This is a genomic window from Bacillaceae bacterium S4-13-56 (genome assembly GCA_040191315.1).
Taxonomy (GTDB): domain Bacteria; phylum Bacillota; class Bacilli; order Bacillales; family JAWJLM01; genus JAWJLM01.
The window spans coordinates 11894-35823 of sequence record JAWJLM010000024.1 but is presented as its reverse complement, the minus strand read 5'-3'; the positions used below and the strand labels follow the sequence as shown (position 1 = coordinate 35823).

25 protein-coding genes and 1 pseudogene are annotated in these 23930 nt (G+C 33.9%); 14 read left to right on the top strand and 12 right to left on the bottom strand.

Annotated elements, in window-relative coordinates; all coding sequences use genetic code 11:
- The first annotated feature begins 11 nt into the window (after positions 1-11).
- From RZN25_08235 to arsC, 3 genes and pseudogenes are all read left to right on the top strand, one after another.
- Complete coding sequence (locus RZN25_08235; GenBank protein ID MEQ6376805.1) at positions 12-629, top strand: CadD family cadmium resistance transporter; 618 nt, start codon at positions 12-14, stop codon at positions 627-629.
- A 91-nt stretch (positions 630-720) separates the two neighbouring features.
- Positions 721-2018 (top strand): annotated as a pseudogene (locus RZN25_08230) (arsenic transporter).
- 6 nt (positions 2019-2024) lie between these two features.
- Positions 2025-2453, top strand: a complete 429-nt coding sequence (gene arsC / locus RZN25_08225) for an arsenate reductase (thioredoxin) (GenBank protein ID MEQ6376804.1) — start codon at positions 2025-2027, stop codon at positions 2451-2453.
- 445 nt (positions 2454-2898) lie between these two features.
- Here the strand turns inward: arsC and RZN25_08220 are convergent, their stop codons facing one another.
- Complete coding sequence (locus RZN25_08220) at positions 2899-3138, bottom strand: hypothetical protein (GenBank protein MEQ6376803.1); 240 nt, start codon at positions 3136-3138, stop codon at positions 2899-2901.
- 131 nt (positions 3139-3269) lie between these two features.
- Here RZN25_08220 and RZN25_08215 point away from each other — a divergent pair, with 131 nt between their 5' ends.
- From RZN25_08215 to RZN25_08200, 4 genes are all read left to right on the top strand, one after another.
- Positions 3270-3986, top strand: coding sequence for a response regulator transcription factor (locus RZN25_08215; GenBank protein ID MEQ6376802.1), 717 nt, complete (start codon positions 3270-3272; stop codon positions 3984-3986).
- Positions 3961-5331 carry an ATP-binding protein gene (locus RZN25_08210; GenBank protein MEQ6376801.1) on the top strand — a complete coding sequence of 457 codons (1371 nt, stop codon included), beginning with the start codon at positions 3961-3963 and terminating at the stop codon, positions 5329-5331. Before RZN25_08215 ends, RZN25_08210 begins: the two co-directional genes overlap by 26 nt.
- Positions 5332-5613: 282 nt before the next feature.
- The gene (locus tag RZN25_08205) at positions 5614-6174 is read left to right on the top strand and encodes a hypothetical protein (GenBank protein ID MEQ6376800.1); all 561 of its coding nucleotides are present in this window, start codon (positions 5614-5616) and stop codon (positions 6172-6174) included.
- A 61-nt stretch (positions 6175-6235) separates the two neighbouring features.
- Positions 6236-6760 carry a spore coat protein gene (locus tag RZN25_08200; GenBank protein MEQ6376799.1) on the top strand — a complete coding sequence of 175 codons (525 nt, stop codon included), beginning with the start codon at positions 6236-6238 and terminating at the stop codon, positions 6758-6760.
- Positions 6761-6829: 69 nt separating this feature from the next.
- On the opposite strand, the gene RZN25_08195 is transcribed toward RZN25_08200, so the two are convergent.
- From RZN25_08195 to RZN25_08160, 8 genes are all read right to left on the bottom strand, one after another.
- Positions 6830-7159, bottom strand: a complete 330-nt coding sequence (locus tag RZN25_08195; protein MEQ6376798.1) for a four-helix bundle copper-binding protein — start codon at positions 7157-7159, stop codon at positions 6830-6832.
- A 335-nt stretch (positions 7160-7494) separates the two neighbouring features.
- Positions 7495-8022: a CueP family metal-binding protein gene (locus tag RZN25_08190; protein MEQ6376797.1), complete on the bottom strand. Its 528-nt coding sequence runs from the start codon at positions 8020-8022 to the stop codon at positions 7495-7497.
- A 162-nt stretch (positions 8023-8184) separates the two neighbouring features.
- Positions 8185-8889 (bottom strand): cytochrome c biogenesis protein CcdA, encoded by a 705-nt coding sequence (locus tag RZN25_08185; GenBank protein MEQ6376796.1) that lies wholly within the window; start codon positions 8887-8889, stop codon positions 8185-8187.
- A gap of 33 nt (positions 8890-8922) precedes the next feature.
- On the bottom strand, positions 8923-9498 hold the full coding sequence (gene resA / locus RZN25_08180) for a thiol-disulfide oxidoreductase ResA (GenBank protein ID MEQ6376795.1): 576 nt from the start codon (positions 9496-9498) through the stop codon (positions 8923-8925).
- A 184-nt stretch (positions 9499-9682) separates the two neighbouring features.
- Positions 9683-11845, bottom strand: coding sequence for a copper-translocating P-type ATPase (locus RZN25_08175; GenBank protein MEQ6376794.1), 2163 nt, complete (start codon positions 11843-11845; stop codon positions 9683-9685).
- A 188-nt stretch (positions 11846-12033) separates the two neighbouring features.
- A complete protein-coding gene (locus RZN25_08170; protein MEQ6376793.1) occupies positions 12034-12714 on the bottom strand; it encodes a response regulator transcription factor in 681 nt (226 codons plus the stop codon).
- Entirely contained in the window at positions 12707-14095 is a 1389-nt protein-coding gene (locus RZN25_08165) for an ATP-binding protein (GenBank protein ID MEQ6376792.1), read from the bottom strand. Before RZN25_08165 ends, RZN25_08170 begins: the two co-directional genes overlap by 8 nt.
- Before the next feature lie 12 nt (positions 14096-14107).
- Complete coding sequence (locus RZN25_08160) at positions 14108-14833, bottom strand: sulfite exporter TauE/SafE family protein (GenBank protein MEQ6376791.1); 726 nt, start codon at positions 14831-14833, stop codon at positions 14108-14110.
- A gap of 302 nt (positions 14834-15135) precedes the next feature.
- Here RZN25_08160 and RZN25_08155 point away from each other — a divergent pair, with 302 nt between their 5' ends.
- From RZN25_08155 to RZN25_08135, 5 genes are all read left to right on the top strand, one after another.
- A complete protein-coding gene (locus tag RZN25_08155) occupies positions 15136-15744 on the top strand; it encodes a nitrite reductase (protein ID MEQ6376790.1) in 609 nt (202 codons plus the stop codon).
- Between the two features lie 165 nt (positions 15745-15909).
- Entirely contained in the window at positions 15910-16215 is a 306-nt protein-coding gene (locus RZN25_08150) for a metal-sensing transcriptional repressor (protein ID MEQ6376789.1), read from the top strand.
- Positions 16216-16228: 13 nt separating this feature from the next.
- Complete coding sequence (locus RZN25_08145; protein ID MEQ6376788.1) at positions 16229-18613, top strand: heavy metal translocating P-type ATPase; 2385 nt, start codon at positions 16229-16231, stop codon at positions 18611-18613.
- Between the two features lie 29 nt (positions 18614-18642).
- Positions 18643-18852 (top strand): copper chaperone CopZ, encoded by a 210-nt coding sequence (copZ, locus tag RZN25_08140; GenBank protein ID MEQ6376787.1) that lies wholly within the window; start codon positions 18643-18645, stop codon positions 18850-18852.
- Between the two features lie 351 nt (positions 18853-19203).
- Positions 19204-19845 carry a YdhK family protein gene (locus RZN25_08135; protein MEQ6376786.1) on the top strand — a complete coding sequence of 214 codons (642 nt, stop codon included), beginning with the start codon at positions 19204-19206 and terminating at the stop codon, positions 19843-19845.
- Between the two features lie 289 nt (positions 19846-20134).
- On the opposite strand, the gene RZN25_08130 is transcribed toward RZN25_08135, so the two are convergent.
- Complete coding sequence (locus tag RZN25_08130) at positions 20135-20329, bottom strand: hypothetical protein (GenBank protein ID MEQ6376785.1); 195 nt, start codon at positions 20327-20329, stop codon at positions 20135-20137.
- A 203-nt stretch (positions 20330-20532) separates the two neighbouring features.
- Positions 20533-20694: a hypothetical protein gene (locus RZN25_08125; protein ID MEQ6376784.1), complete on the bottom strand. Its 162-nt coding sequence runs from the start codon at positions 20692-20694 to the stop codon at positions 20533-20535.
- Between the two features lie 150 nt (positions 20695-20844).
- On the opposite strand from RZN25_08125, the gene istA reads away from it, so the two are divergent.
- Together istA and istB are read left to right on the top strand one after the other, a co-directional pair.
- Positions 20845-22413: an IS21 family transposase gene (gene istA / locus RZN25_08120; protein MEQ6376783.1), complete on the top strand. Its 1569-nt coding sequence runs from the start codon at positions 20845-20847 to the stop codon at positions 22411-22413.
- Positions 22410-23174: an IS21-like element helper ATPase IstB gene (istB, locus tag RZN25_08115; GenBank protein ID MEQ6376782.1), complete on the top strand. Its 765-nt coding sequence runs from the start codon at positions 22410-22412 to the stop codon at positions 23172-23174. The genes istA and istB overlap by 4 nt, the downstream gene beginning before the upstream one ends.
- A 20-nt stretch (positions 23175-23194) precedes the next feature.
- Here the strand turns inward: istB and RZN25_08110 are convergent, their stop codons facing one another.
- On the bottom strand, positions 23195-23842 hold the full coding sequence (locus RZN25_08110; protein ID MEQ6376781.1) for a hypothetical protein: 648 nt from the start codon (positions 23840-23842) through the stop codon (positions 23195-23197).
- Positions 23843-23930 lie beyond the last annotated feature (88 nt).

The following is a 23930-nucleotide window of genomic DNA, read 5'->3' as shown; positions in this document are numbered from 1 at the left end:
GAGATGAAATAATGATTGCAACGGCACTTACAGCAGCTGCAGTTTATGTAGCAACAGGGATTGACTATCTTATTATTTTAATCCTTTTGTTTTCGCAAATAAAAAAAGGGCAAGCAAAACATATATGGATTGGACAATACATAGGTACAGCAATTATTATAGCTGCAAGTCTATTGGTTGCCCTCGGTATTACATGGTTAATTCCTGAGCAATGGGTTTTAGGTCTCCTTGGGCTTATTCCCCTTTATTTGGGTATTAAGATTTGGATCAAGGGTGAGGAAGATGAAGATGATAGCAATATATTATCTTTATTTTCCTCCAATCGGTTTAATCAATTATATTTAACAGTTATATTTATTGTGCTGTCTTCCAGTGCAGATGACTTTTCTATTTATATACCTTATTTCACAGCATTAAACGCGGTTGAAATTCTTATTGCTAGTATTGTCTTTTTCATTATGGTTGGGGTTTTATGTTATGTCAGCTATCGCTTAGCTTCCTTGGATTTTGTATCAGAAAAAGTTGAGAAATATGAACGTTGGATTGTTCCAATTGTTTTTATAGGGCTAGGGATTTATATTATGTTTGAAAATGGCACATTAAATGCATTATTCTCATTCCAATTTTAACAAACCGGGTGCGTTGATCCAAGAAGGATTCACGCACCCTTGTTGTTGAAGTTATTATGCTACAGGGTAGTGCAATAGTGGCGTAATACGATTGAATCAAGATTTCACTTTAGCACTTATTATTTTTATTGCTACATTAATTTTCGTTATTTGGCAGCCTAAAGGATTAAATATCGGTTGGTCTGCCTGTGCTGGAGCAATCATTGCTCTTTTAGTAGGAGTTGTTGGATTTAGTGATGTCTTAGAAGTAATAGACATTACTTGGAACGCAACATTATCGTTTGTTGCAATCATCCTTATTTCATTAATATTAGATCAAATTGGTTTGTTTGAGTGGGCCGCTCTACATATGGCGAGGATTGCAAAAGGAAATGGAATTAAAATGTTTGTCTATGTGAGTATTTTAGGTGCGATTGTTGCTGCATTATTCGCCAATGATGGTGCTGCATTAATATTAACACCAATTGTACTTGCAATGGTTCGTCATTTGAAATTCAAGGAAAAAATGGTCTTTCCGTTTATTATTGCTAGTGGTTTTATTGCTGATACAACATCATTACCCTTTATCTAAGTAACTTGGTAAATATTGTTTCTGCTGATTTTTTTGGAATTGGATTCCTCGAATATGCTGTGAGGATGGTTATTCCAAACATTTTTTCACTAATTGCAACGATTACCGTCTTACTCATTTATTTCAGAAAAAGTATCCCTAAAACATACGATTTGTCTAAACTAAGAAAACCAGTAGAAGCGATCAAGGACCAAAAATTGTTCCGTTTGTCTTGGTTTGTTTTAACGGTATTATTAATTGGTTACTTTACTAGTGAATTCATTCATATTCCTGTTTCCATTGTGGCAGGTATTGTTGCGATACTTTTTATTCTGATGGCTAGAAGAAGCGAAGTAGTTGATACAAAATCAGCAATTAAAGGAGCGCCTTGGAATATTGTTTTTTTCTCAATAGGAATGTATGTCGTTGTTTATGGATTAGGGAATGCAGGACTTACTTCTGTCTTGGCAGGTGTTATTCAAGAAGTGGCTGAAGAAGGATTGTTAATTGCTACCGTTTCTATGGGCTTTATAGCAGCTATTCTATCTGCAATTATGAATAATATGCCAACTGTTATGATTGATGCTTTGGCAATTGCAGAAACAAATACATCAGGTGTAATACGAGAGGCACTTGTTTATGCGAATATTATAGGATCTGATTTAGGACCAAAAATCACTCCAATTGGGTCACTCGCCACATTGGTATGGCTTCACGTTTTATCCCAAAAAGGGGTGAAAATATCCTGGGGAACATATTTTAAAACTGGGGTTGTTTTAACGATACCCATCCTATTGATAACATTAATTGGACTTTATATTTCATTACTATTTTTCTAAAGGAGAATGAGCTATGACAAAAAAATAATCTACTTTCTATGTACTGGGAATTCGTGCCGAAGCCAAATGGCAGAGGGTTGGGCAAAAAAATACTTAAACCATGAGGAATGGGAAGTTAAAAGTGGTGGAATTGAAGCACACGGACTGAACCCGAATGCAGTTAAAGCAATGAAAGAAGCAGGAATTGACATATCAAATCAAACATCGGATATTATCGATTCTGAAATACTAAACAACGCAGCTTTAACTGTTACCCTTTGTGGTGATGCAAAAGATAAATGTCCTGTTACACCACCTAAAGTCAAAAGGGAACACTGGGGATTTGATGATCCTGCAAGAGCAGAAGGAACGGAAGAAGAAAAATGGGCAGTTTTCCAGCGTGTTCGTGATGAAATTGGCAATCGAATCAAACACTTTGCTGAGACAGGGGAATAAAAAAACACCAAGAAATCCTCTTGGTGTTTTCTCTTGTAATATATAAGTCTTTACTAATAAATATTGTGAATAATTCATTTAAACTAACGGAAGTTTGATGAAATAAGTGTTAGGATTACCTTCAATAGACAATCAATTAGACATTGGTCGTATATTGAAGGTTCTTTGATTTGCAAAATACAATCATTTCATGCATGAGTTAAAGTTTTATGTTAAACGGGTTAAACAGTAACATCGATTATCATGATTAAAAAGGAATGATCACAATTACAGTCGCTCCTTTATAAAGAGATTACGATTAAATTAATCCTTATGATAATTTTTTAATGCTAATTTGGTGGCATAATACACAACGATACCGATAGATGCAAGGTTAAGTATCCATCCAAGTAACCCATAACCCATCATATTCATCATCCCCATTATACGGGATCACCTCTTTAATCTATAAATTATACATCATATCACGGAATTCAGTATCGTTTTGCATCATACCATTGTCGCCATGACAGTTATTAAACATTTCTTCCTGCTGTTCTGATGATAAATTAGGATGCATTTCTTCAATATGCGGTTGCATTTCCTCAAAGTTGAAGATGCCATTTCCATTTGATTCGGCCGCAACAAAAGTTGCACTTCCTAATAGAACCGCTCCAGTTAATAACCCTACTACTAATTTTTTCATATAAAACATCTCCTTTCTTAACTACATCATACCTTTCATATATGGAGAATTTGTGGTGAACTTATGTGGAAGTTGTGAAGATTATCATTTTCATTTTAATTGATGATACTATATGAAAGAGGTGGTTTAACATGACTAAAATTCTTATTGTTGACGATGAAGATATGATTCTTGAAGTGTTAGAAGCTTATTTTGAAAAAGAGGGATGGGAAACCATTCTTGCCTCTAATGGAATAGAAGCATTAAAAAAAATAAAAGAAAATAATCCGGATATTATTATTTTAGATCTTATGCTACCAGATATATCAGGTGAAGAGATATGTAGATTAACGAGAAATGAAAGTGATGTTCCTATCATTATGTTAACAGCAAAATCGACAGAAGACGATTTAATTAACGGAATCGTTATTGGGGCGGATGACTATGTTACAAAGCCTTTTAGTCCAAGAGAAGTCGTAATAAGGGCTAAGGCTATTTTACGTAGGTTAAAAAGAATAAATAGTGGAAACCATTTATCGTTCAATGAAGGAAAGCTAACAATAGATCTTTTAAAGAAGGAAATTACATTGAATAATCAGATCATCCCACTAACTCCTATTGAGTATAAGCTTTTAATAGCTATGGCAAGCTACCCCGGGCGAGTTTACAGTCGTTTGGATTTACTGGAAAAGATTCAGGATGATGGAACTTATTTTGAAGGATATGAACGAAGTGTTGATACGCATATAAAAAACCTTCGGAAAAAGATTGAAACAGATTCTCGTCACCCAGAATATATTTTAACTGTTTTTGGGATGGGATATAGGTTTGGAGGAACATCTGATGCGTCGATTGACACTTCGTTCTAAAATCCTGTTTTACCTATTAGTTGTGTCACTTTGTGGTATTTTTCTTACTAGTTTCTCTATATTATGGGGGTTTGAAGATCAATTCAACGAATATTTACAAAATAATAGAGAGCAAAGCAGTAAACTTATAGAAAATGAAGCAATTAATTCTTATAAAGAAACAGGGGAACTTATTGATAACCAACTAACAAATTTAATGCATCAACAAGCTATGACGGATAATTTATTTTATAGAATTTCTGATGAAGACGGACAAATAATAGCTGATACAACGATGATGCTTGGAATGATGGATAGCATGGGGATGCATTCGGAAACCGATATGAAAACGGAATACCAGACACATTCTTATGATTTAACATTTGATGAAAGACATATAGGCAATATGGAAGTTTATTACCCAGAGGAAATGATAGGGGAAGACATTGCTTTTTTAAATACAATTAAATCGAATATTTATCTTGCTATTATTGTTACAGTTGTTTTAGCGTTCGTGTTTAGCCTATTGTTTTCTAAGCGCCTAACAACTGGGTTTCGAAAATTATCAAAAGCTATTCAAGAATTACAAGACCATAAATGGCGAACGCGTGTACCAGTTAAGGAATTGTCAAATGAAATGAAGCCACTTGGTGAATCGTTTAACCGACTTGCTGAATCATTATCAAAAGAAGAGGTGCTTCGTAAACAGTTTACTGCTGATTTTGCTCACGAAATACGAACCCCACTTGCGACACTAAGAAGTCAAATGGAAGCTTTTCAGGATGGGATATTTGAGCCAACGCCAAAAAGGTTGCAGCAAAGTCATGATGAATTGATGCGTTTAGTGCGCCTTGTCGGTGAATTAGAAGAGTTACTTGCCGCTGAAAATCCACAAATAAAGTTGAACAAAACTAATATAGAAGCAGGTGAAATATTACGTTTAATGGAAGGACAATTTTTGTCAGTATTTCAGGATAAAGGTGTTATATTAAACATTCAAAAACCTAAAAGAGAATATTGGTTTAAAGCGGATCGTGATCGTGTTGCACAGATTTTGACGAATATAATAAATAACGCTCTTCAATATACCCCAAAAGGAAAAAAGGTATCGATAAAGCTAGAGGGTTCTACTGATTATATAGGTTTCCTTGTGAAAGATGAAGGGATTGGAATTGCTGAGGAAGACATTCCTTATCTTTATGAAAGGTTTTATCGTGGGGATAAATCCAGAGATAGGAAATCAGGTGGAATAGGTATTGGATTGTCCATTGTGAAGGCATTAGTAGATGCACATCAAGGGAAAATTCAGATAGATAGTAGATTAAATATTGGAACGAAGGTTTCTATTCTTTTTCCAAAGCATTGAAGGAATGTATGTTTAATGTGATTTATTTGAAGTATTTACCAAACTATAAGACCCTAGTAACGCTCTAAGTTGAAAACTTGGAGCGTTTTTCGCTAAGTAAATATTATTATCTTAACTAAGCATAAGGAATATCTAAACTCATTAATAATGAAATTACAGTTTTATGCAGTTAACTCTTTTATGTTTATTTTTAAATACATAAACCTCCTATGGGTATATCATAATGCATGTTAACAGTGAATACAATAAAAGTGTGGACAAACTAAGATTGGGGTTGAAATAATGTCAATTTCATTATTTTTTATACTTTTGTTGTGTGCCACCCAAGTTATAACAACCATTATATATGTAGCGTATTACCGAAATTGGGTAACTAAAATGAATGGAATGTTGATTTCCATGTCATTAGGGATGTCGGCAGGAATTCTAATGGGAACTATTTTAGGAGTCATCTATCATGGTGATTTATTTAAATCAACCATTTACGCTATATTGATTGGATTGGTTGTTGGTTTTTTAGCAGGATTACCTATAGGTCTTCCTGCTGTCATTGATGGCATACTTTCTGGACTAATGGGGGGGATGATGGGAGCCATGCTTGGAGATATGGTAGCAATGACTAGGCCGAATGCAATCATTAATATTATAGCTGTGATGATAACAATGATTTTGTTACTTGTTTTATATACAGCAGAAGAATCCATACGTAAACAAGCCAACCAACAAATTCTTTCCTTTTTTAAATATCCATTCTTAATGATTTTTACCATTGCAATATTGTTTTTGGTATTGAATTACATTGGTCCACTCGATTTTCCCTTTTTAGATAAAAGTGGGCATTAATAACAGATTTTCATTAAACAGCATATATTAAAGGGAATTTATTTAATGAAAGGTGAGTTATATGTCAACTTTACCATCCGTAGACCTTGGCTTAATGGCAGAACATTTGTCTACACACGAGGGAATGATTAATAAATTAAAAGTCTATCATATTAACACTACAAATTCAGATTTGAAAAGTATTATTGCTCTCCAGATAAATGTAATGATGTCGCATGTTAGGGTAATGTTATCTTTAATTAATCCTGATAATAATGAGTATGTTGAAGTTCCGGATTTAGATATGTATGATGTAAGCAACCGAAGAGTAGAAGGTACAGGGGTTAATAAATACAACGATAAATGGATTGCATTAGAAGCACGTGCTGGAGCCAAATTGATGTCAAATGAAAATTATACTTCTGCTTTATTAATGAAAGATAGAAATGTTAGAAATGCGCATGTGGAAATGGCTTTGCAACAGTTAGAAATTCAAAAAAGATATTCTGATTTTATCAACCGTATGGGTTGGTCATTTGTCCCCAAAGCAGACACTGAGGAACAAATAAAAACCTATCAACATTTTCAACACTTGTTAAATAATTAAATATAGAAAAAGTCTTAATCATAACTTTAAACTAATAAAAACGGTGACGCAAGTTCACCGTTTTTATATTTAAGATGCCATTGTTCGGCAAATGTCTGCACATTTAAAACAGGACTCTGCACACTTTTGGCAGTGATGAGCATGGTTATGTTGTTCACACGTTTTTCCACATGCTTCACAAACTTCAGCACAAAGCTTACAAATCTGCTTAGCAAAAGGGCTATCCGATTGCATTGCTTTTGCTGCTAATGCGCAAATGTCTGCACATTCTCTATTATAGCGGATACAGTCAGCCATCATTTTTACATTCTCTTCTTTTAAACAAGCATCATAACACCCATTACAAGCTTCCATACATTCTAAACAAGCTTTAATACACTCTTCATAAGACACGGCCATCTGAAAATTCCCCTTTGCTTCAAGATTAAATACAAATTTTACTATTCCCTTGACATTGTATTTTATCCAACAAGGCTGCTTCAATATTAGTGTGAATTTTTATTTTCCATATTATTATCAGGTATTAATCTAATTCAGTTCGTTTACAGTCAGTGGTAACGAGGATAAAAGGGAGCCAAAAAATTTCTAAATAGTAAAATTAAGCAAAAAAGAATCGAGTGCTTTATCTTTGATAACACTCGATTCTAATGGGAATATTATAAAACTATATAATTTTTTTCTATTACCCTTTATTTTGTATTTTTTAATTTAAAAGATATCACGGGGAAATACGACTAGATTAATTGCATTGTTGTTATACAAGTATTATCACCTTCAAAAGTGGAAATCTCAGATTGAGTTGTCTTTCCATCGTATTGAATCGTCACGTTGTATGTTTTGTCACGTGGTAACCAAAAATCAATAAATCCATTCTTTAATGATGTCATGGTTTCATCCACAACTACATTACCTTCTTCATCTTCAATATAAACATCAAATTCTTTTTCCACTAATTCCCCTTGGCAGCCAGTTAAACTATGATTGGTACAAGGGTGTGTTGTCTCAACAAATGGTGCGATGGAAACAAAAAATTCATCTTCGGGAAGATCGTAGGTGGTTTCTTTATCACCGCTATCAGTGACAATAAGCTCTTCTGAAGTAATAGAAGCAGACACATCATCGGAATCCCCGACACTGTAATCTTGGACCATTTTCTTGATGTCTTGTGGTTCTTTTTCATTTGATGTACTTTCGCTTTCACTACAAGCAGCAACTATTAAAATAAGTAATAATCCAAAAACTGCCAATAATCCTTTTTTCATATATTGTTCGACTCCTCTTTCATCCAATTTGTTAAATGTTAATATATACTACCATGTAAAACGAGTGATATTCTACTTGTAACAAAATCTACAAGACAAATTATAATGCTTAAATATGCATTATTCGTGCAGATGTAATAGATAAATTATGGAAAATATATTTTAAAATCCATAAAAACCAAACCATCCAGCTAAGAAGGAAGTTAATTTCGTCAACCAATCAAAGAATAGTGCTACTCCCATGAAAATCATAATGTATCCACCAATTTTAATTAACTTTAGGCTATGTTTTTTAATCCATTTAATTTTACCAATAAACAATGCTAATAATAGAAAGGGAATCGAAAAACCTAAAACATAACTAATCATCATAATCATACCAACATCAGGATTTGTTGCAGCTAATGATAACACAATAGCTAGTATTGGACCGGTACAAGGAGTCCATCCCAAGGAGAATGCCATTCCAATGATGAAAGAACCAACATAACCACCGGGACGATTTTTGAATGTGATTTTTTTGTTTTTCATTAGAAATTTAAAATTAAAAATTCCGACAATCACTAGTCCAAAGAAAATGATTAAAATAGCACCAATTTGTCTAATCGCATCTTGGTAGGTTAATAAGAATTCCGATATATAAGAGGTGGTAAAACCAATCATAATAAAAATGCTTGAGAACCCTAGTAAAAATAGAACGGTATGTAAAAGAGCCTTTTTATTCATTTTTTTATTTTCTTCATTTATCTCACTTACGCTCATTCCGGTAATATAAGATAAAAATGCCGGATATAATGGTAATACACACGGTGAGATAAAAGAAAGGAAACCAGCACCAAAAGCTAGAAATATATTTATTTCATTCAAAGATTTTATCCCCCTTTTTAAAAAAATTGCGGTCTATTGTTTTGGTAATATTTCTTTAAAGTAACTCTCCAAACTTTCTAATGATAAGGCCCCATTTACAATTCTCTGAATTTTTCCATCCGGATTAATGAATATGGAACTTGGAATTGGTCCTATTTTGTATAAATCCCTGACTTCTCCTGTTTTATCATGGGGAATTGGAAAAGTTAGATCATATTTATCAATAAATCGATCTACAACCAATTCCGTATTATCTAAACTAACTGCAATTATTTCAATTCCTTTTTCTTTATATACGGGATAAAGTTCTTGCATGTAAGGCATTTCTTCCTCACATGGTTTACACCAAGTACCCCAAAAGTTTAGCATAATTCCTTTTCCTTTAAAATCACTTAGTCGTATAGATTCTAATTCATTATTTTTATTAATTTGTTTTAATTCAAAGTCAGGTGCTTCATCTCCGACTTGATAAATGGTTTTATCCGCTTGTATATTGGACACTAATGCAAATATAATAGCTCCAACCATTACAATTAATATAGAAGTTCTAAAAATTAATCGATTTTTCCTTTTATTTTTCTTCTTCTTTTTCGTTTCCTCCAAACTCATAAGTATGTATCACTCCTTATAGAAATATAGTATAACGGTGGTATTATAAAGACACTCTCTGTTAGATTACGTTACAAGTTTGCAGAAATTAAGCAGATTCTTTGTACTATTTATGAACAGAAATTTACCTACAGAAAAATAAAAGGCTAAGCAATACCATACATGCTTAGCCAATTTATTTCTATTAATCGATTTTTAATAATTGAGCGTTTATTGCACAAATAATGGTACTAAGTGACATAACTGCAGCTCCAACGGCAGGGGTTATGACAAACCCAACATTGTACAATACACCTGCAGCTAAAGGAATAGCAATGATGTTATACCCAGCAGCCCATCCTAAATTTTGAACCATTTTCCTGCGACTTGCCTTAGACAATTTAATGATATTTAAAATGTCTACTGGATTACTGTTAACTAGTATAACATCAGCTGTTTCAATCGCAACGTCTGTACCCGCACCAATAGCAATTCCCAAATCAGCTTCTGCTAAAGCGGGGGCATCATTAATTCCATCTCCAATCATCGCCACTTTTTTTCCGTTTTGTTTTAAATATTTCACATTATTTGATTTCTCATGGGGAAGTACTTCAGCGATGACTTTGGAAATACCCAGTTTTTCTCCTACATAATTTGCTACACGTGTGTTGTCACCAGTCATCATAACCGTCTCTATACCACGGTCATTTAATTCTTTAATAACTTTATAAGAAGATTCACGGATGATATCAGCTAGGGCTATCATTCCTTGTAAGACATTATCTTTAAGGACAAATATGACTGTTTTCCCCTGTAAAGCCAGTTGGTCATAAGTTTTTTCATCAAAAGAAATTTTATTTGCTTTCATAGCACCGGGACTAATAACAGCAATTTCTGCATCACCGATTTTAGCTACTAACCCTTTCCCAGTTAAATTCTGATAATCCTTAACATCAAAGGGTTTCAAATTACGATTATTTCCTTCTTTCACAATTCCTTTAGCAATTGGATGGTCTGATTGTGTTTCAACAGAATATGCTAATTTCAATAATTCTTCTTCACTAATACCCTCGCTTGGATGGATATCTGTAACACCAAAATTACCTTCCGTAAGTGTCCCTGTTTTGTCAAACACCACGCGGTCCACTTTAAATGCACTTTCAAATGCTACTCTATTCCGAATTAACAAGCCATTTTTAGCTGCAATGGAAGTAGATCTAGATGTTACTAGTGGTGTTGCCAAACCAAGGGCATGTGGACAAGCAATAATTAAAACGGTAACCATTCGTTCCAAAGCAAAGTCTAAATCCCCGTTAGTCCACCAAACTGCAAAGGTTATAATCCCTACTACAAGAGCAACATAGAATAACCATTTAGCAGCAATATCCGCAAAGCCTTGGGCCTTTGATTTCGATTTTTCTGCATCGCTTACCAATTTAATAACTTGGGATAGGTAGGTGTCATTTCCTGTTTTACTTACCTTAATTTTTAATACACCATCACCATTGACGGAACCACCTATCGCTTCCATTCCGGGCGCTTTTTCAACAGGGACAGATTCTCCAGTAAGCATCGACTCATCGACGGTAGATTCTCCTTCGTAAATTTCACCATCAATTGGAATCTTTTCACCCGATTTAACTAAAATTTGGTCACCCGGTTGTAAATCTTCGACTGTTACCTCAACAATATTTCCGGATTTGTCCAGTTTATGGGCCTCTTTTGGCATTAACTTGATTAGCTCTTCCAATGCCTTTGAAGCACCCATAAGGGATTTCATTTCTATCCAATGTCCTAACAACATAATTACAATAAGAGTAGCTAGTTCAAAGAAGAAATCACTGCCTTTTATAAAGAATGCTGTCAGTGTGCTATATACATAAGCGGCGATGATAGCTAAAGAAATTAACATCATCATTGCAGGAGATTTCTCCTTTAACTCATCCCATGCACCAAGTAAAAATGGTTTTCCACCATAGAAAAAGACAATTGTGGAAAGCAAGAAAAGTAAGAGGGTATCACCTGTGAAATTTACCTCATATCCAAACAGCATTTGAATCATTGGGGATAAGTATAAAATAGGAATTGATAAAACCAGGGATATCCAAAAACGTTTCTTAAAATCTTCTACCATATGTTCGTGATGTCCGCCGTGTCCACCATGATGCCCACTATGTCCATGACTGTGATCGTGATTTTTTTGTTCTCCATGTCCATGTTTGTGATAACCATGCATATCTTCATGTTCATGATTATGATGTTGATGGCTAAGATGTTTTTGTTCCTCATGTTGTTTATGATTATGATGGTCATGTTCTCTATGCTTATTGTGATTGTGTGGATTCCCTTCATTTCCTTTGTTCTTCATTATTACTCCTCCTTTGGTACGGATATTTAGATGAATTTCCTATTATTTTCTGTATTTTTCATCTCTCTATCCATACTATACCATACTATACCCCTGTATAGTATTAATAAGGCTTTGATTTTTGTAAAAGTTTTGTGTCAAAACAAAAGGTCTTTTTTTACATTTGTATTAAAGACCTTTTTTTATACCTATAATGAAGGCTTGTTTATCCATTTGTATCCAATACCCCAAACAGTTATTAAATAATCATCGATTGGAAATCCAGATTGCCGAATTTTATCTCGCATGTTCCGTACATGGGAATCAACTGTTCTTCCTTCTGTGTGTGAATCGTATCCCCAAATTAATTCAATTAATTGTTCTCTAGTAAACACTTGGTTTGGTTTTCTTATAAAATAACCTAGCATGGTAAATTCCTTTGGTGTTAACTTTAATGTATTATTTTTATATGATAACTCAAACTCATCTTCATTCCATAAGAGACCATTTACTTCAATCTTCTTCGCAAGTTTCATTCTACGTAATACCGCTTCTATTCTTGCTAATAGCTCATCTTCGTCAAAGGGTTTCGTTACATAATCATCTGCACCTAATTTTAACCCTTTTACAATATCCTCTTTCTGTTCACGAGCAGTTACCATGATGATAGGGATGTCCGAATCCTTTCTAATTTCTTGGCATAACTCCCAGCCGTTCATTTCAGGCATCATAATATCTATAAGTACTATGTCAAAAGTTTCTTCTTTTAAAAACGATAATGCTTCTTTAGCACTAATAGCTTTTTTACATATATAACTATGTGGTCTCAAATATAACGCTAATAAATCTAGCATTCGTTTTTCATCATCTACTAATAGAGCTTTAACCATTATATTCACCTCTTGTTAAATGAACAATAACTCTTGTACCCTTTCCAAGTTCACTTTCGATTTCAATCGTACCTCCGTGAGATTCTATAATTTCTTTTGCAATAGCTAATCCTAATCCCGTTCCACCGCTTTCTCTGGAACGCGACTTTTCTACACGGTATAACCGTTCAAATAGATAAGGTAACTCCTCTTTTGGAATTCCTTCTCCTTCATCTGAAATAGTTATAGTAATTTCTCTATCATACTGGGTTACCTCTAATGATATAGACTTTCCTTCGGGTGTATGTTTTCTGGCATTATCCAGTATATTTAATAAAACCTGTTGGATCCTATCGGGATCAATATTACCTATGATATCTACTGGGCATGAAGCAAAAAGTGTAATATTTTTTTCTTCCAGTACTGGAGAAATTCGTTCTTCAATCGTTTGGATTAGTTGTCTAAAATTAACATTTTTTCGATTAATTACAAACCTATTTTCATCCATTCTTGCAAGGTCAAATAGATTTTTAACTAGAACCGTCAAATGCTCTGTTTCTTCCCGTATAATATCCAGATATTCTTTTCTTTCTTCATCTGTTATGTCTTGCTTATTTATAATATCCGCATATCCTTTTATATAGGTTAATGGCGTTCTAAGTTCGTGAGAGATACTTGCCAAAAATTCATTTCTGTCATTTTTTAATCGTTCTAGATCACTAGATAGCCTCATGATAGAACCAGCTAATTCTCCTAGTTCATCTTTTCGTTCCTTATGTAATTCCACTTTATTTTTTCCCTTGCTTAGTTGTTCTGTGGCTTCTTTCATTTTCATTAATGGTAACGTAATAAAACGAGAAAGAATAAAGACGGTAAAAATTGTTAGAACAATGGTGATTAATCCAACTATGACAAATTGATCACTCAAATGATTAACCATATTTTTTACAATATTGGTATTAGCAAACATAAAGACATGCCCTTGATGTTCTTCATCAATAGTGATGGGGCTATCAACCGCTATATATTGTTTTTCTGACCAACGCTGTTCTACTACTTTTCCTACACTGGGTATATCCTTATAATCCGTATGAACAATTACTTCAAACATTTCCTTTTCAACAGGATCGGAATTAATGATGATGTTACCATTGGCATCGGTAATAATAACAGCAAATTCCGATTCTGACTCCATGATAGCAACATGCTCCAACGTTGATGAATCAAAGTTATTTTCCAAGACAGCACTATGTGTATTGGCACGAGCTAATAAACTATCCATCACTTCATCAATACGTTCATTTGCTATATTTGTATATAGAATAAAATAAACAAAAACCTCGATAATTAACATGAACACAAAGAATAATAGTCCAATTTTTAAGGATAATTTATTAAACATAATTGACCTCTTTTACCAGTAAGTTAAAGTATCCAAAATACCTATAATAAGAATGATAACTCCTGCAAGTTTCTGCACTAGTGACCCTATTTTTCTGCTTCTCTTTAATATAATGCCACTTGCCCCAAAATACCAAATAAGAAAAATAATTAATAAAAGTGGAAGTGAGGTTCCAATTCCAAATACAGAAGGTAATACAAATCCATATGATGTTTCTAATACAACTGGCATTAAGGTTAGTATAAATAATACAAACATAGTAGGGCAAAATGCTAACGTAAAACTCGCACCCATTAAAAAGCTTCCTAGATAACTATCTTTAAATTTAGTGGGTATTTTAAACGTTTTTCCTGTTTTTCTCCAGCTAAATAACCCTATCATAAATAAACCAACCAGTATAAGTAAAGGCCCAATTGCTTTTCTTAGAATCGGAAACATTTGTGTTAGAGTACTGTGTATTTCCTTCCCAAGTAACCAGACTACTAAACCGATTATTGAAAAAACAACTACCTTACCTAAAACAAATAGAAATACGTGTAACCAAGGGACTTTTTCGACTAATGATCTGTTACCGTAAATAGTCATTGCACTGATATTGCCTGTTAGCTGACAAGGAGCAACGGCGCCAATTAATCCAAGAAAAAATGCAAATAACAGTGGAATGTGTTCATATCCATATGCAATTTGCTGAAGTGGTCCATTTAGCATAATGCCTATTTCATTAAAAAGTTCGAACATATCAACTCACTCACTTTGAATTTAATAGTTTTATCCATTAACTAACATATAAAAAATATGTCCATTTTTTGTGCAGATTTCAGCAAAAATTAATCTAGGGTAATAACAACAATGAGGATAAAGGATCTCTTAATATTGTTTAGGATAAAATTTTGTCCACTTTTTATTACTTTACATACATTAGGGGGGTATAGTATTATATAGTGAAAGGATGATGTTTGCATCAAAATTCTGTTTAATTTGTATATAGATATATTTTATCCATTGTTACCAGAAACATTGAAAATAGGGGAGATAAGAATATGGAGAATAAAATAAAAATCGCTGTGAATGGGGGAATAGGGTTCGGTTCCAAACTCAATTCCAAACAACTTATGACAATTTCAAAATACATGAGTGAGGAAGATGAACTGGAGTTAACTACCTTTCAACAACTCTATATAGAGATTCCAGAGGATAATAAAGACGAAGTAATTAAAGAATTCGAAAGTGTCGGTTTAAAATGTTATCCAGTTGGAAATTACGTAAAGAGCTTGAGAACCTGTAATTTTTGCAAAGGGGAAGAAAGGGAAGGGATGCCAGTGGCAAAAGAAATAAATCGCCGTATAGCAGGAAAACCTGTACCATTTACCCTAAAAGTTGCTTATACAGGTTGTATCATTGGTTGTGGTGAACCAATGTTAAGTGACATAGGTGTAATGAAGTATAAAGATCATTATAATTTATATGTTGGTGGTAAAGCGAAAGGAAAAGATGCTGAGGTAGGTTCTTTACTGAAAGAAAATTTAACACCAGAAGAATTATACGATACAGTGGAAAAAATAATTGCTGTATATGCTGAAATGGGGAAAAAACGGGAGACATTCCATAAATTTTTAAAACGGATAGGTAAAGAACAATTAAAAAGCTAATAATAGACCTTGGATAACAATTTACCATTAGTGGCTATGTAAGAAAATAACTAACATCAAAAAGTGTAAAATATTAAAAGATGTTTTCAAAAGTTAAGTTTCCCCATTGACAAATATACTGTACGGGGGTATAGTAATTGTATAAAAGAAAAGGAAGTGATTCATTTGGAAGAGAGATTCTTACATGATCACCCAAGTAAACCAAGAACGAAAGATGAAATACAGAAAACGATTAATCGTTTGAAACGAATTGAGGGTCAAGTTCGTGGGATACAGAAAATGGTTGAAGATGATCGATATTGTGTAGATATTTTAGTACAAATTAGTGCCATTCAATCAGCACTAAAAAATGTAGGATTTTCTATCACAGAAAGACACATTAACCATTGTGTTAGTGATGCTATTAAACAAGGTGAAGGAAAGGAAACTATTGAGGAATTAATGACTGTCATGAAGCAATTTTCCAAGTAAGGAGGGAATTATTATGAGTGAAACAAATCATACAACACTTGGTGTAACAGGGATGACCTGTGCAGCTTGTTCTAATCGTGTTGAAAAGGTTTTGAATAAAATGGATGGGGTTAAGGCTCAGGTTAATTTAACAACTGAAAAGGCAACGATAGATTATGACCCGGAGAAAACATCTGTTGATGATATAACGAAAAAAATAGAGAATGTTGGGTATGGTGTTCTAACGGAGAAAGCGGACCTAGATGTCTTTGGGATGACTTGTGCGGCTTGCTCTACCCGTATTGAAAAAGTATTGAACAAACAAGATGGAGTAAAACTTGCAACTGTTAACCTAACGACAGAAAGTGCATCGATTGAATATAATCCGGGGTTAATTGATGTAAAATCATTGATTGATAAAATCAAAAATACTGGCTATGATGCTAAACCCAAGGCAGAGGCTAAAGAGAAGCAATCTTATAAAGAAAAACAACTAAAAGATATGAAGACCAAATTAATCGTTTCAGCTATCCTTACTTCACCTTTATTAGTTACGATGCTTGTACATTTATTAGGCATGGGTATACCAGATATCTTCATGAATCCTTGGTTCCAGTTTGCTTTAGCAACACCAGTTCAATTTATTATCGGCTGGCAGTTTTATGTTGGGGCTTATAAGAACTTAAAAAATGGTGGAGCAAACATGGATGTACTTGTTGCTTTAGGTACAAGTGCTGCTTATTTTTATAGTTTATATGAAGCATTCATGACAATTGGAAATCCAGAATATATGCCGCATTTATATTTTGAAACAAGTGCTGTAATAATCACATTAATTTTATTCGGTAAATATTTAGAAGCTAGAGCCAAAAGTCAAACAACAAATGCTTTATCTAAACTACTCAATTTGCAAGCAAAAGAAGCTCGTATAATTCGAGATGGTAAAGAAATAATGATTCCTGCCAGCGATGTAGTTGTTGGTGATCATTTAATTGTAAAACCGGGGGAGAAAATACCTGTAGATGGTATTGTTATCAAGGGAAGAACTTCTGTTGATGAATCTATGCTTACAGGTGAATCAATTCCGATTGAAAAAGATTTAGGAGAACAATTAATTGGTTCTACTATTAATAAAAATGGTTCCATTGAAATGGAAGCAACAAAAGTAGGAAAAGATACAGCATTAGCATCTATTGTTAAGGTTGTTGAAGAAGCTCAAGGATCAAAGGCTCCAATACAACGATTAGCTGACGTTATTTCAGGTTATTTCGTTCCGATAGTCGTCGGTATTGCTATCTTAACCTTTATTATATGGATTACTTTAGTACAACCCGGACAAATGGAATCTGCTTTAGTTGCGTCGATTGCTGTACTTGTTATCGCTTGTCCATGTGCTTTAGGACTCGCAACCCCAACGTCCATTATGGTTGGAACAGGAAAGGCTGCAGAAAGTGGGATTTTATTCAAAGGTGGAGAACACCTAGAGGGTACACATAAATTAGAAGCAATTGTACTTGATAAGACAGGTACAATTACAAAAGGGAAACCGGAAGTAACTGACTTTTCAGGTGATGAGGAAGCATTACAATTATTAGCTAGTGCGGAAAAAGGGTCCGAACATCCACTTGCAGAAGCAATTGTTGCATACGCTACAGAGAATAATATCGACTTTTTGGATGTAGAACATTTCGAGGCAGTACCGGGTCATGGTATTGAAGCAACAATTTCTGGAAAAAACATTCTTGTTGGTAATAGAAAGCTAATGAAAGATCATCAAGTGGATATAGCAGGTTATGAAGAAAAATTGGTGCAATATGAAATAGATGGTAAAACAGCAATGTTAATTGCCATTGATGGTGAGTACCGGGGAACAGTTGCTGTTGCAGATACTATAAAAGAAACGGCTCCAGAAGCTATTAAGCAATTGCAAGATTTAGGAATAGAAGTGTTTATGCTAACAGGTGATAATGAACGAACAGCCAAAGCAATAGCAAAACAAGTTGGAATTGATCAGGTAATCGCTGAAGTATTACCTGAAGAAAAAGCAGCTAAAGTAAAAGAAATCCAAGAACAAGGTAAGAAAGTTGCAATGGTTGGAGATGGTGTGAATGATGCACCTGCACTTGTTATAGCGGATATTGGTATTGCCATTGGAACTGGTACAGAAGTGGCTATTGAAGCTGCTGACGTAACGATTCTTGGCGGTGAGCTATTGCTTATACCGAAGGCAATTAAAATCAGTCATGCAACCATTCGAAATATCCGTCAAAATCTTTTCTGGGCTTTCGGCTACAATACGGCTGGAATACCAGTTGCGGCTATTGGATTACTTGCGCCTTGGATTGCTGGTGCAGCAATGGCATTAAGTTCTGTAAGTGTAGTTACTAACTCACTCCGTCTAAAACGAGTGAAGTTATAAAAACATCCTTTAGAGGAGGTGAAAACAGTATGGAAAAGAAATCAATAGATGTACAAGGTATGACTTGTGGTCATTGCAAAATGTCAGTTGAAGGTGCATTGAAAAAATTAGATGGTGTATCCTCTGCTGAAGTTAATTTAGAAGCTGGCAAAGTAGATGTTACTTTTGATGAATCGAAAGTAAATGTTGATGCCATGAAAGAAGCTATTGAAGAACAAGGCTACGATGTGGGAGCTTAATAAACATAGTAAAAAGCTGATTTTCTATTTGGAAATCAGCTTTTTTTATGCAACATAAATAAAATGATATAGTACTTAACACACGATAATTGCTTTTCAGTGTAAAATTAAGTTATATAGATAACTAAATTTTCAAAGTGTAGGTTGTATTCTAAATGAAAATATCGATATTAAGGTAAAATGTAGTATTTAAAGAGCATTTTGATAATGATTGTTACCAACATTAAGGTAAAATGTGAATGGTTCATCTTAGATTCAAAATGATTCTTAGTATCTAAAAATCTGCATATATTCTGCAAGTCTCTTGGTTAAAATAAAGCAATAGCAATTCAATTAGGAGGGAATGTTTAAATGATAAGTAAAAAATTTGTAATTGGGATATTAACTTTATTTACAGTGCTTTTCTTAGCTGCATGTACAGGTGCGAATGAAGAAGAAAACACAGAAACTGAATCAAGCACTGAAGAAAATATGGACACGGAATCCAATAATGATGAAATGGATATGGAGGAATCTGATACCAACGAAGATATGGAAGGCATGGAGCATTCTGGTATGAACCATTCTAGCTCTGGCGAAGTTCCCGAAGGCCTACAAGAAGAGGAAAACCCAACTTATGAGGTGGGCAGCCAAGCAATAATTGAATCCGACCATATGCTGGGGATGAATGGTGCTGAGGCAACGGTTATTGGCGCATATGATACAACGGTATATACTGTTTCCTACACGCCAACGACTGGTGGAGAACCAGTAGAAAATCATAAATGGGTTATTCATGAAGAAGTTAAAGAAGCAGGAGATGAACCTTTTGAACCGGGAACTGAAGTTACTCTTAATGCAGATCACATGAAGGGCATGGACGGTGCAACTGCAGTAATCGATTCAGCGGAAGAAACAACCGTATATATGGTTGATTTTGTTGCTACCGATTCTGGAGAAGAGGTGAAAAACCACAAATGGGTAACGGAAAGTGAATTGTCACCAGTAGAGTAATTATTAAATTAGGGACCTATCCACAAACTGGGTAGGTTCTTTTTGTAGTAGTTGAACTATAAGAGGGATTTATTATTATTGACATATTTTAGAAATGATTCAGTTGTATTAGGTTTCGTGATCTATACTTTTATGCTAAATTATTGTTTTATCGTTCGTTACATTCTTTTGTGTACCCCCATTAATACGGCAACGTCATCTTTCGAAATTCACCAACCGATTACCTATATTAGAACAGCAATAAATACTTGCTAGTGGATCAGTTTAAGTTCTTCAAATATATACGAAATCATTCATATTCTACTAATTCATCATAAAATTTTTCAGGTGGATTACTAGGAAAAATTCTTTTGGCATACTCCAGTCCACCGTCAATCGCCACCGTTTTGCATGAACATTGTTGAAAATCATATATCTGTTTTGATTCAATAATATCTCCGCAACATTTACAACGAATTCTATTTCTTTTTAACCTTTTATTCATGCTACTGTCTCCTTCTATATAAACCCACAGAATTCTATATGATTATAATCTATGTAGTTATAAAATGACAATGATTTCATTGCGCTATGCTTTAGAACAGCAAAGAAGTCATTAAGAGTATGTAATTAATTATTTTTATCAAAAAAAGGCTGTCCTAAGAGTCATTACGTTCTGTCTGGACAGCCAAAAAAATTTAATATAATTTAGAGAGGTAAATTATCATCGAATTCTTCCTCAAGTGGAAGATGTAGTTCGATATCATCTTTATTTTCTTTATGAATTTCATTCCCATTGATTTTAAACATCCAACTAAATTCATTTATATTTCTTTCCTCATTTCTTAAATCATCTAATAGTAGTACCAATATATTTGTGACTGCTAAACTAAAGTAGACAGTTTTCGCTAGATAAGAAGAAACACTTATTTACCCAAATATACCAGTAAAATATTAGATACTTCCATTGTATGATGTTTATGGCTTACCAAAAACACATCAATGGAGGGAACAGTAAAGGTGGATAAGTGGAAAATGTACATGGAGATACAACAGTTGTTAAAACAAGGCTTTAGTAAAACAAAGGTGGCGGAAAAGTTAGGAGTTTCGAGATCTACCGTCTATCGAAACCTAAAGAAGTCTCCTTCGGAGATGGTGGAATGGGTAGAATCCTTGAAAACTAGGAAGAAGAAGTTAGATCCATATAAGAAGTTAATTCTTTCTTGGTTAAGGGAACATCCTGACATGTCATCGGCACAAGTGCAAGATTGGCTCCAAGAGAAGTATGAAGGCTTGAATGTGGGGGAAAGTACCGTTCGAGCATTCGTTAGAGAATTAAGAGAAGTATATCAAATAGAAAAAGAAACATCACCCAGAGATTATGAAGCAATTCCTGATTTACCTTTTGGAGAACAGATCCAGGTTGACTTTGGTCATACCAAACAAAAAACTTCTGATAATAAAGAAGTAAAGCTCAACTTTATTGCTTTTGTTTTGGCTAATTCCAGATATAAATACAAAGAATGGTTAGATAGGCCTTTTACCACACAAGATGTTGTTCGAGCGCATGAACATGCATTTAAATGGTTCGGGGGAATACCGAGAGAACTTGTATATGACCAAGATAGTTTAATAGTCGTAAGTGAAAATAGTGGAGATTTAATTTTAACAAAGGAATTTCAACAATATAAAGAAACTAGGAAGCTCACTCTTCATGTTTGTAGAAAAGCTGACCCTGAAAGTAAAGGGAAAATAGAAAATGTGGTAGGTTTCATCAAACATAATTTCGCTAAGCATCGAGTTTTTCATGATATCGATTCCTGGAATGAGCAGGGTTGGCGATGGTTAAATCGGACAGGTAATTATAAAATACACAACACAACAAAAAAAAGACCAGTCGAAGTGTTCTCCTTAGAAAAGCAACACTTAAGACCAGTCACACAAGATATAGATCTTATAAACAATTATGAAAATAGTATAACAAGAAGTGTCCATAAGGACAATACTATTCGGTATTTATCTAACAGGTATTCTCTTCCACTTGGCACTTTTAACAAGTATGAAAATGTTTGTATAAAAGAGACAGAGGATAAGCATCTATTGGTCTATATTTCTCAAACAGGCGAAATCATTGCGAAACATAGGATTCCAGAAGGGAAAGGGCGGTTAGTGAAAGATAGACAACATTCCCGTGACCGTACGAAAGGTATAGGGGCCTTTATCAATACCGTTTCCAACCAGTTCATTGATACAAAGATGGCCTATGACTATCTAGATGTACTAAGAGAAAAATATCCAAGATATATTAGAGATCAATTACAAATGATATTAAAAGAAACGCAGAAGAATACGGAGAGCATTTTATCAGCTGCACTAGAAGAATGTATCAAAAGAAACTTATACAGTGCAACAGAGTTTAGCGATATCGTTTCCTATGTGAAACGACAACGACGAGTTCATGGTACAGTAACCGACAACGATGAGACTGGGACACCTTTGCATAAAGTCTCTGGATGGGTTATGGAGACGGAAGCACAGAAAAGAAAAGTGGATACTTATACAGAAATATTGGCAGGTGATTCAAATTGAGTCAGTTAAATCAGCTACAGGACATGATGAGAAACCTTCGATTAGCTGAAACAGCTAATCACCTTCCAACATTAATAAGAGCAGCTGAGGAAAAGGATTCATCCTTTACTCAGTTCCTCCTAGATGTAGCAACCTATGAGCAACATCGCAGAGAAGCGAAACAGTTAGAAAAACGATTAAAATGGGCAACATTTCCGTTCTATAGCACTCTGGATGAATTTAATTTAGAAGAGCAAAAATCATTAAGTAATAAGAAACTAAACCAGCTTAAGGACCTCACATGGGTGGAGCAATTATACAATATTATTCTTCTGGGACCGCCAGGTGTAGGTAAGACTCACCTATCCATCGGATTAGGAATGGAGGCTTTAAACCAAGGGTACAAAGTGATATTTACAACCATGGGGGATCTTATAAATGTCTTAAAAACAGAAGAAATTACTAGGAAATCAAAAACACGAATGAAAAGAATTAAAGAAGCAGATTTAGTTATTATCGATGACCTCATGTTTATGGCAATGGACAAACAAGAAGCAAATATGTTCTTTCATTTAATCAATGACCTCTACAACCAATCATCCATTATTTTGACATCAAATAAGGGTCCGAAGGAATGGGGAGAACTATTAGGAGATCAAGCAATTACAACAGCAATATTGGATCGCATCTTACACCGAGTGGAGATCATTCACTTGAATGAAGACAGTTGGCGAATGAAGCATAGATCGACTATATTTGGACAACCAAGTGTTTCAAATTAATAAGCAAAAATTGTGTCATTCTACTTGACGGTCACAATATTTTTGACCTTTCTTACGTTTCGGTCATTACTATTCTTGTTTAATAGTTTAAATATACCATTGAAATACTTGATTACCTTATTAATTATTTCTCTAAATTCCTCTATGCTATTTGCAAAATATATTAGGAATGGTAAGTCAAATATAAGGTCATTCTCAATTAATTCATTTTCTTTGTTACTTCTTATATTTGCCAATCTTAACCAATGTTTTTTAAATAGAATGATTCTATTAAAAATATGCTCATAATTTTGCACTGATTTAATAAAGTTAATTTCTACTATATCTCTTTTATAATTAACTAATCCATCGTGAATTATATTTAAACAATCCTTATATTTAATATTAAAATGTGGAATCGAGAATAGGACTTCATCTTCAGTCTGATTATGGTCTTGGTATATTATCAACTCAAATTGTTGGAGTACATAACCTTGATAAAAATATTTGAAAATCCATCGGTGAAAATTAATAAGGTCCTCTGTCCATGCAATATAACTATTTGATTCATTTTCGAAGTATTCGTAGTTAAACGGTTCGTCAATTGGACAATCGTACCAAGTTACATCTACACAATTATAATTATTTTTTTCCTCTTCCATAGTAAAAACAGCTCTAAATGATAGCATTTATTAAACCTCCTAAGATAATTTTAAGTATTATACTCTATTAAAAAAGCTATTCGAATAGCTAACTATAATTTTTTTATTTTAATTT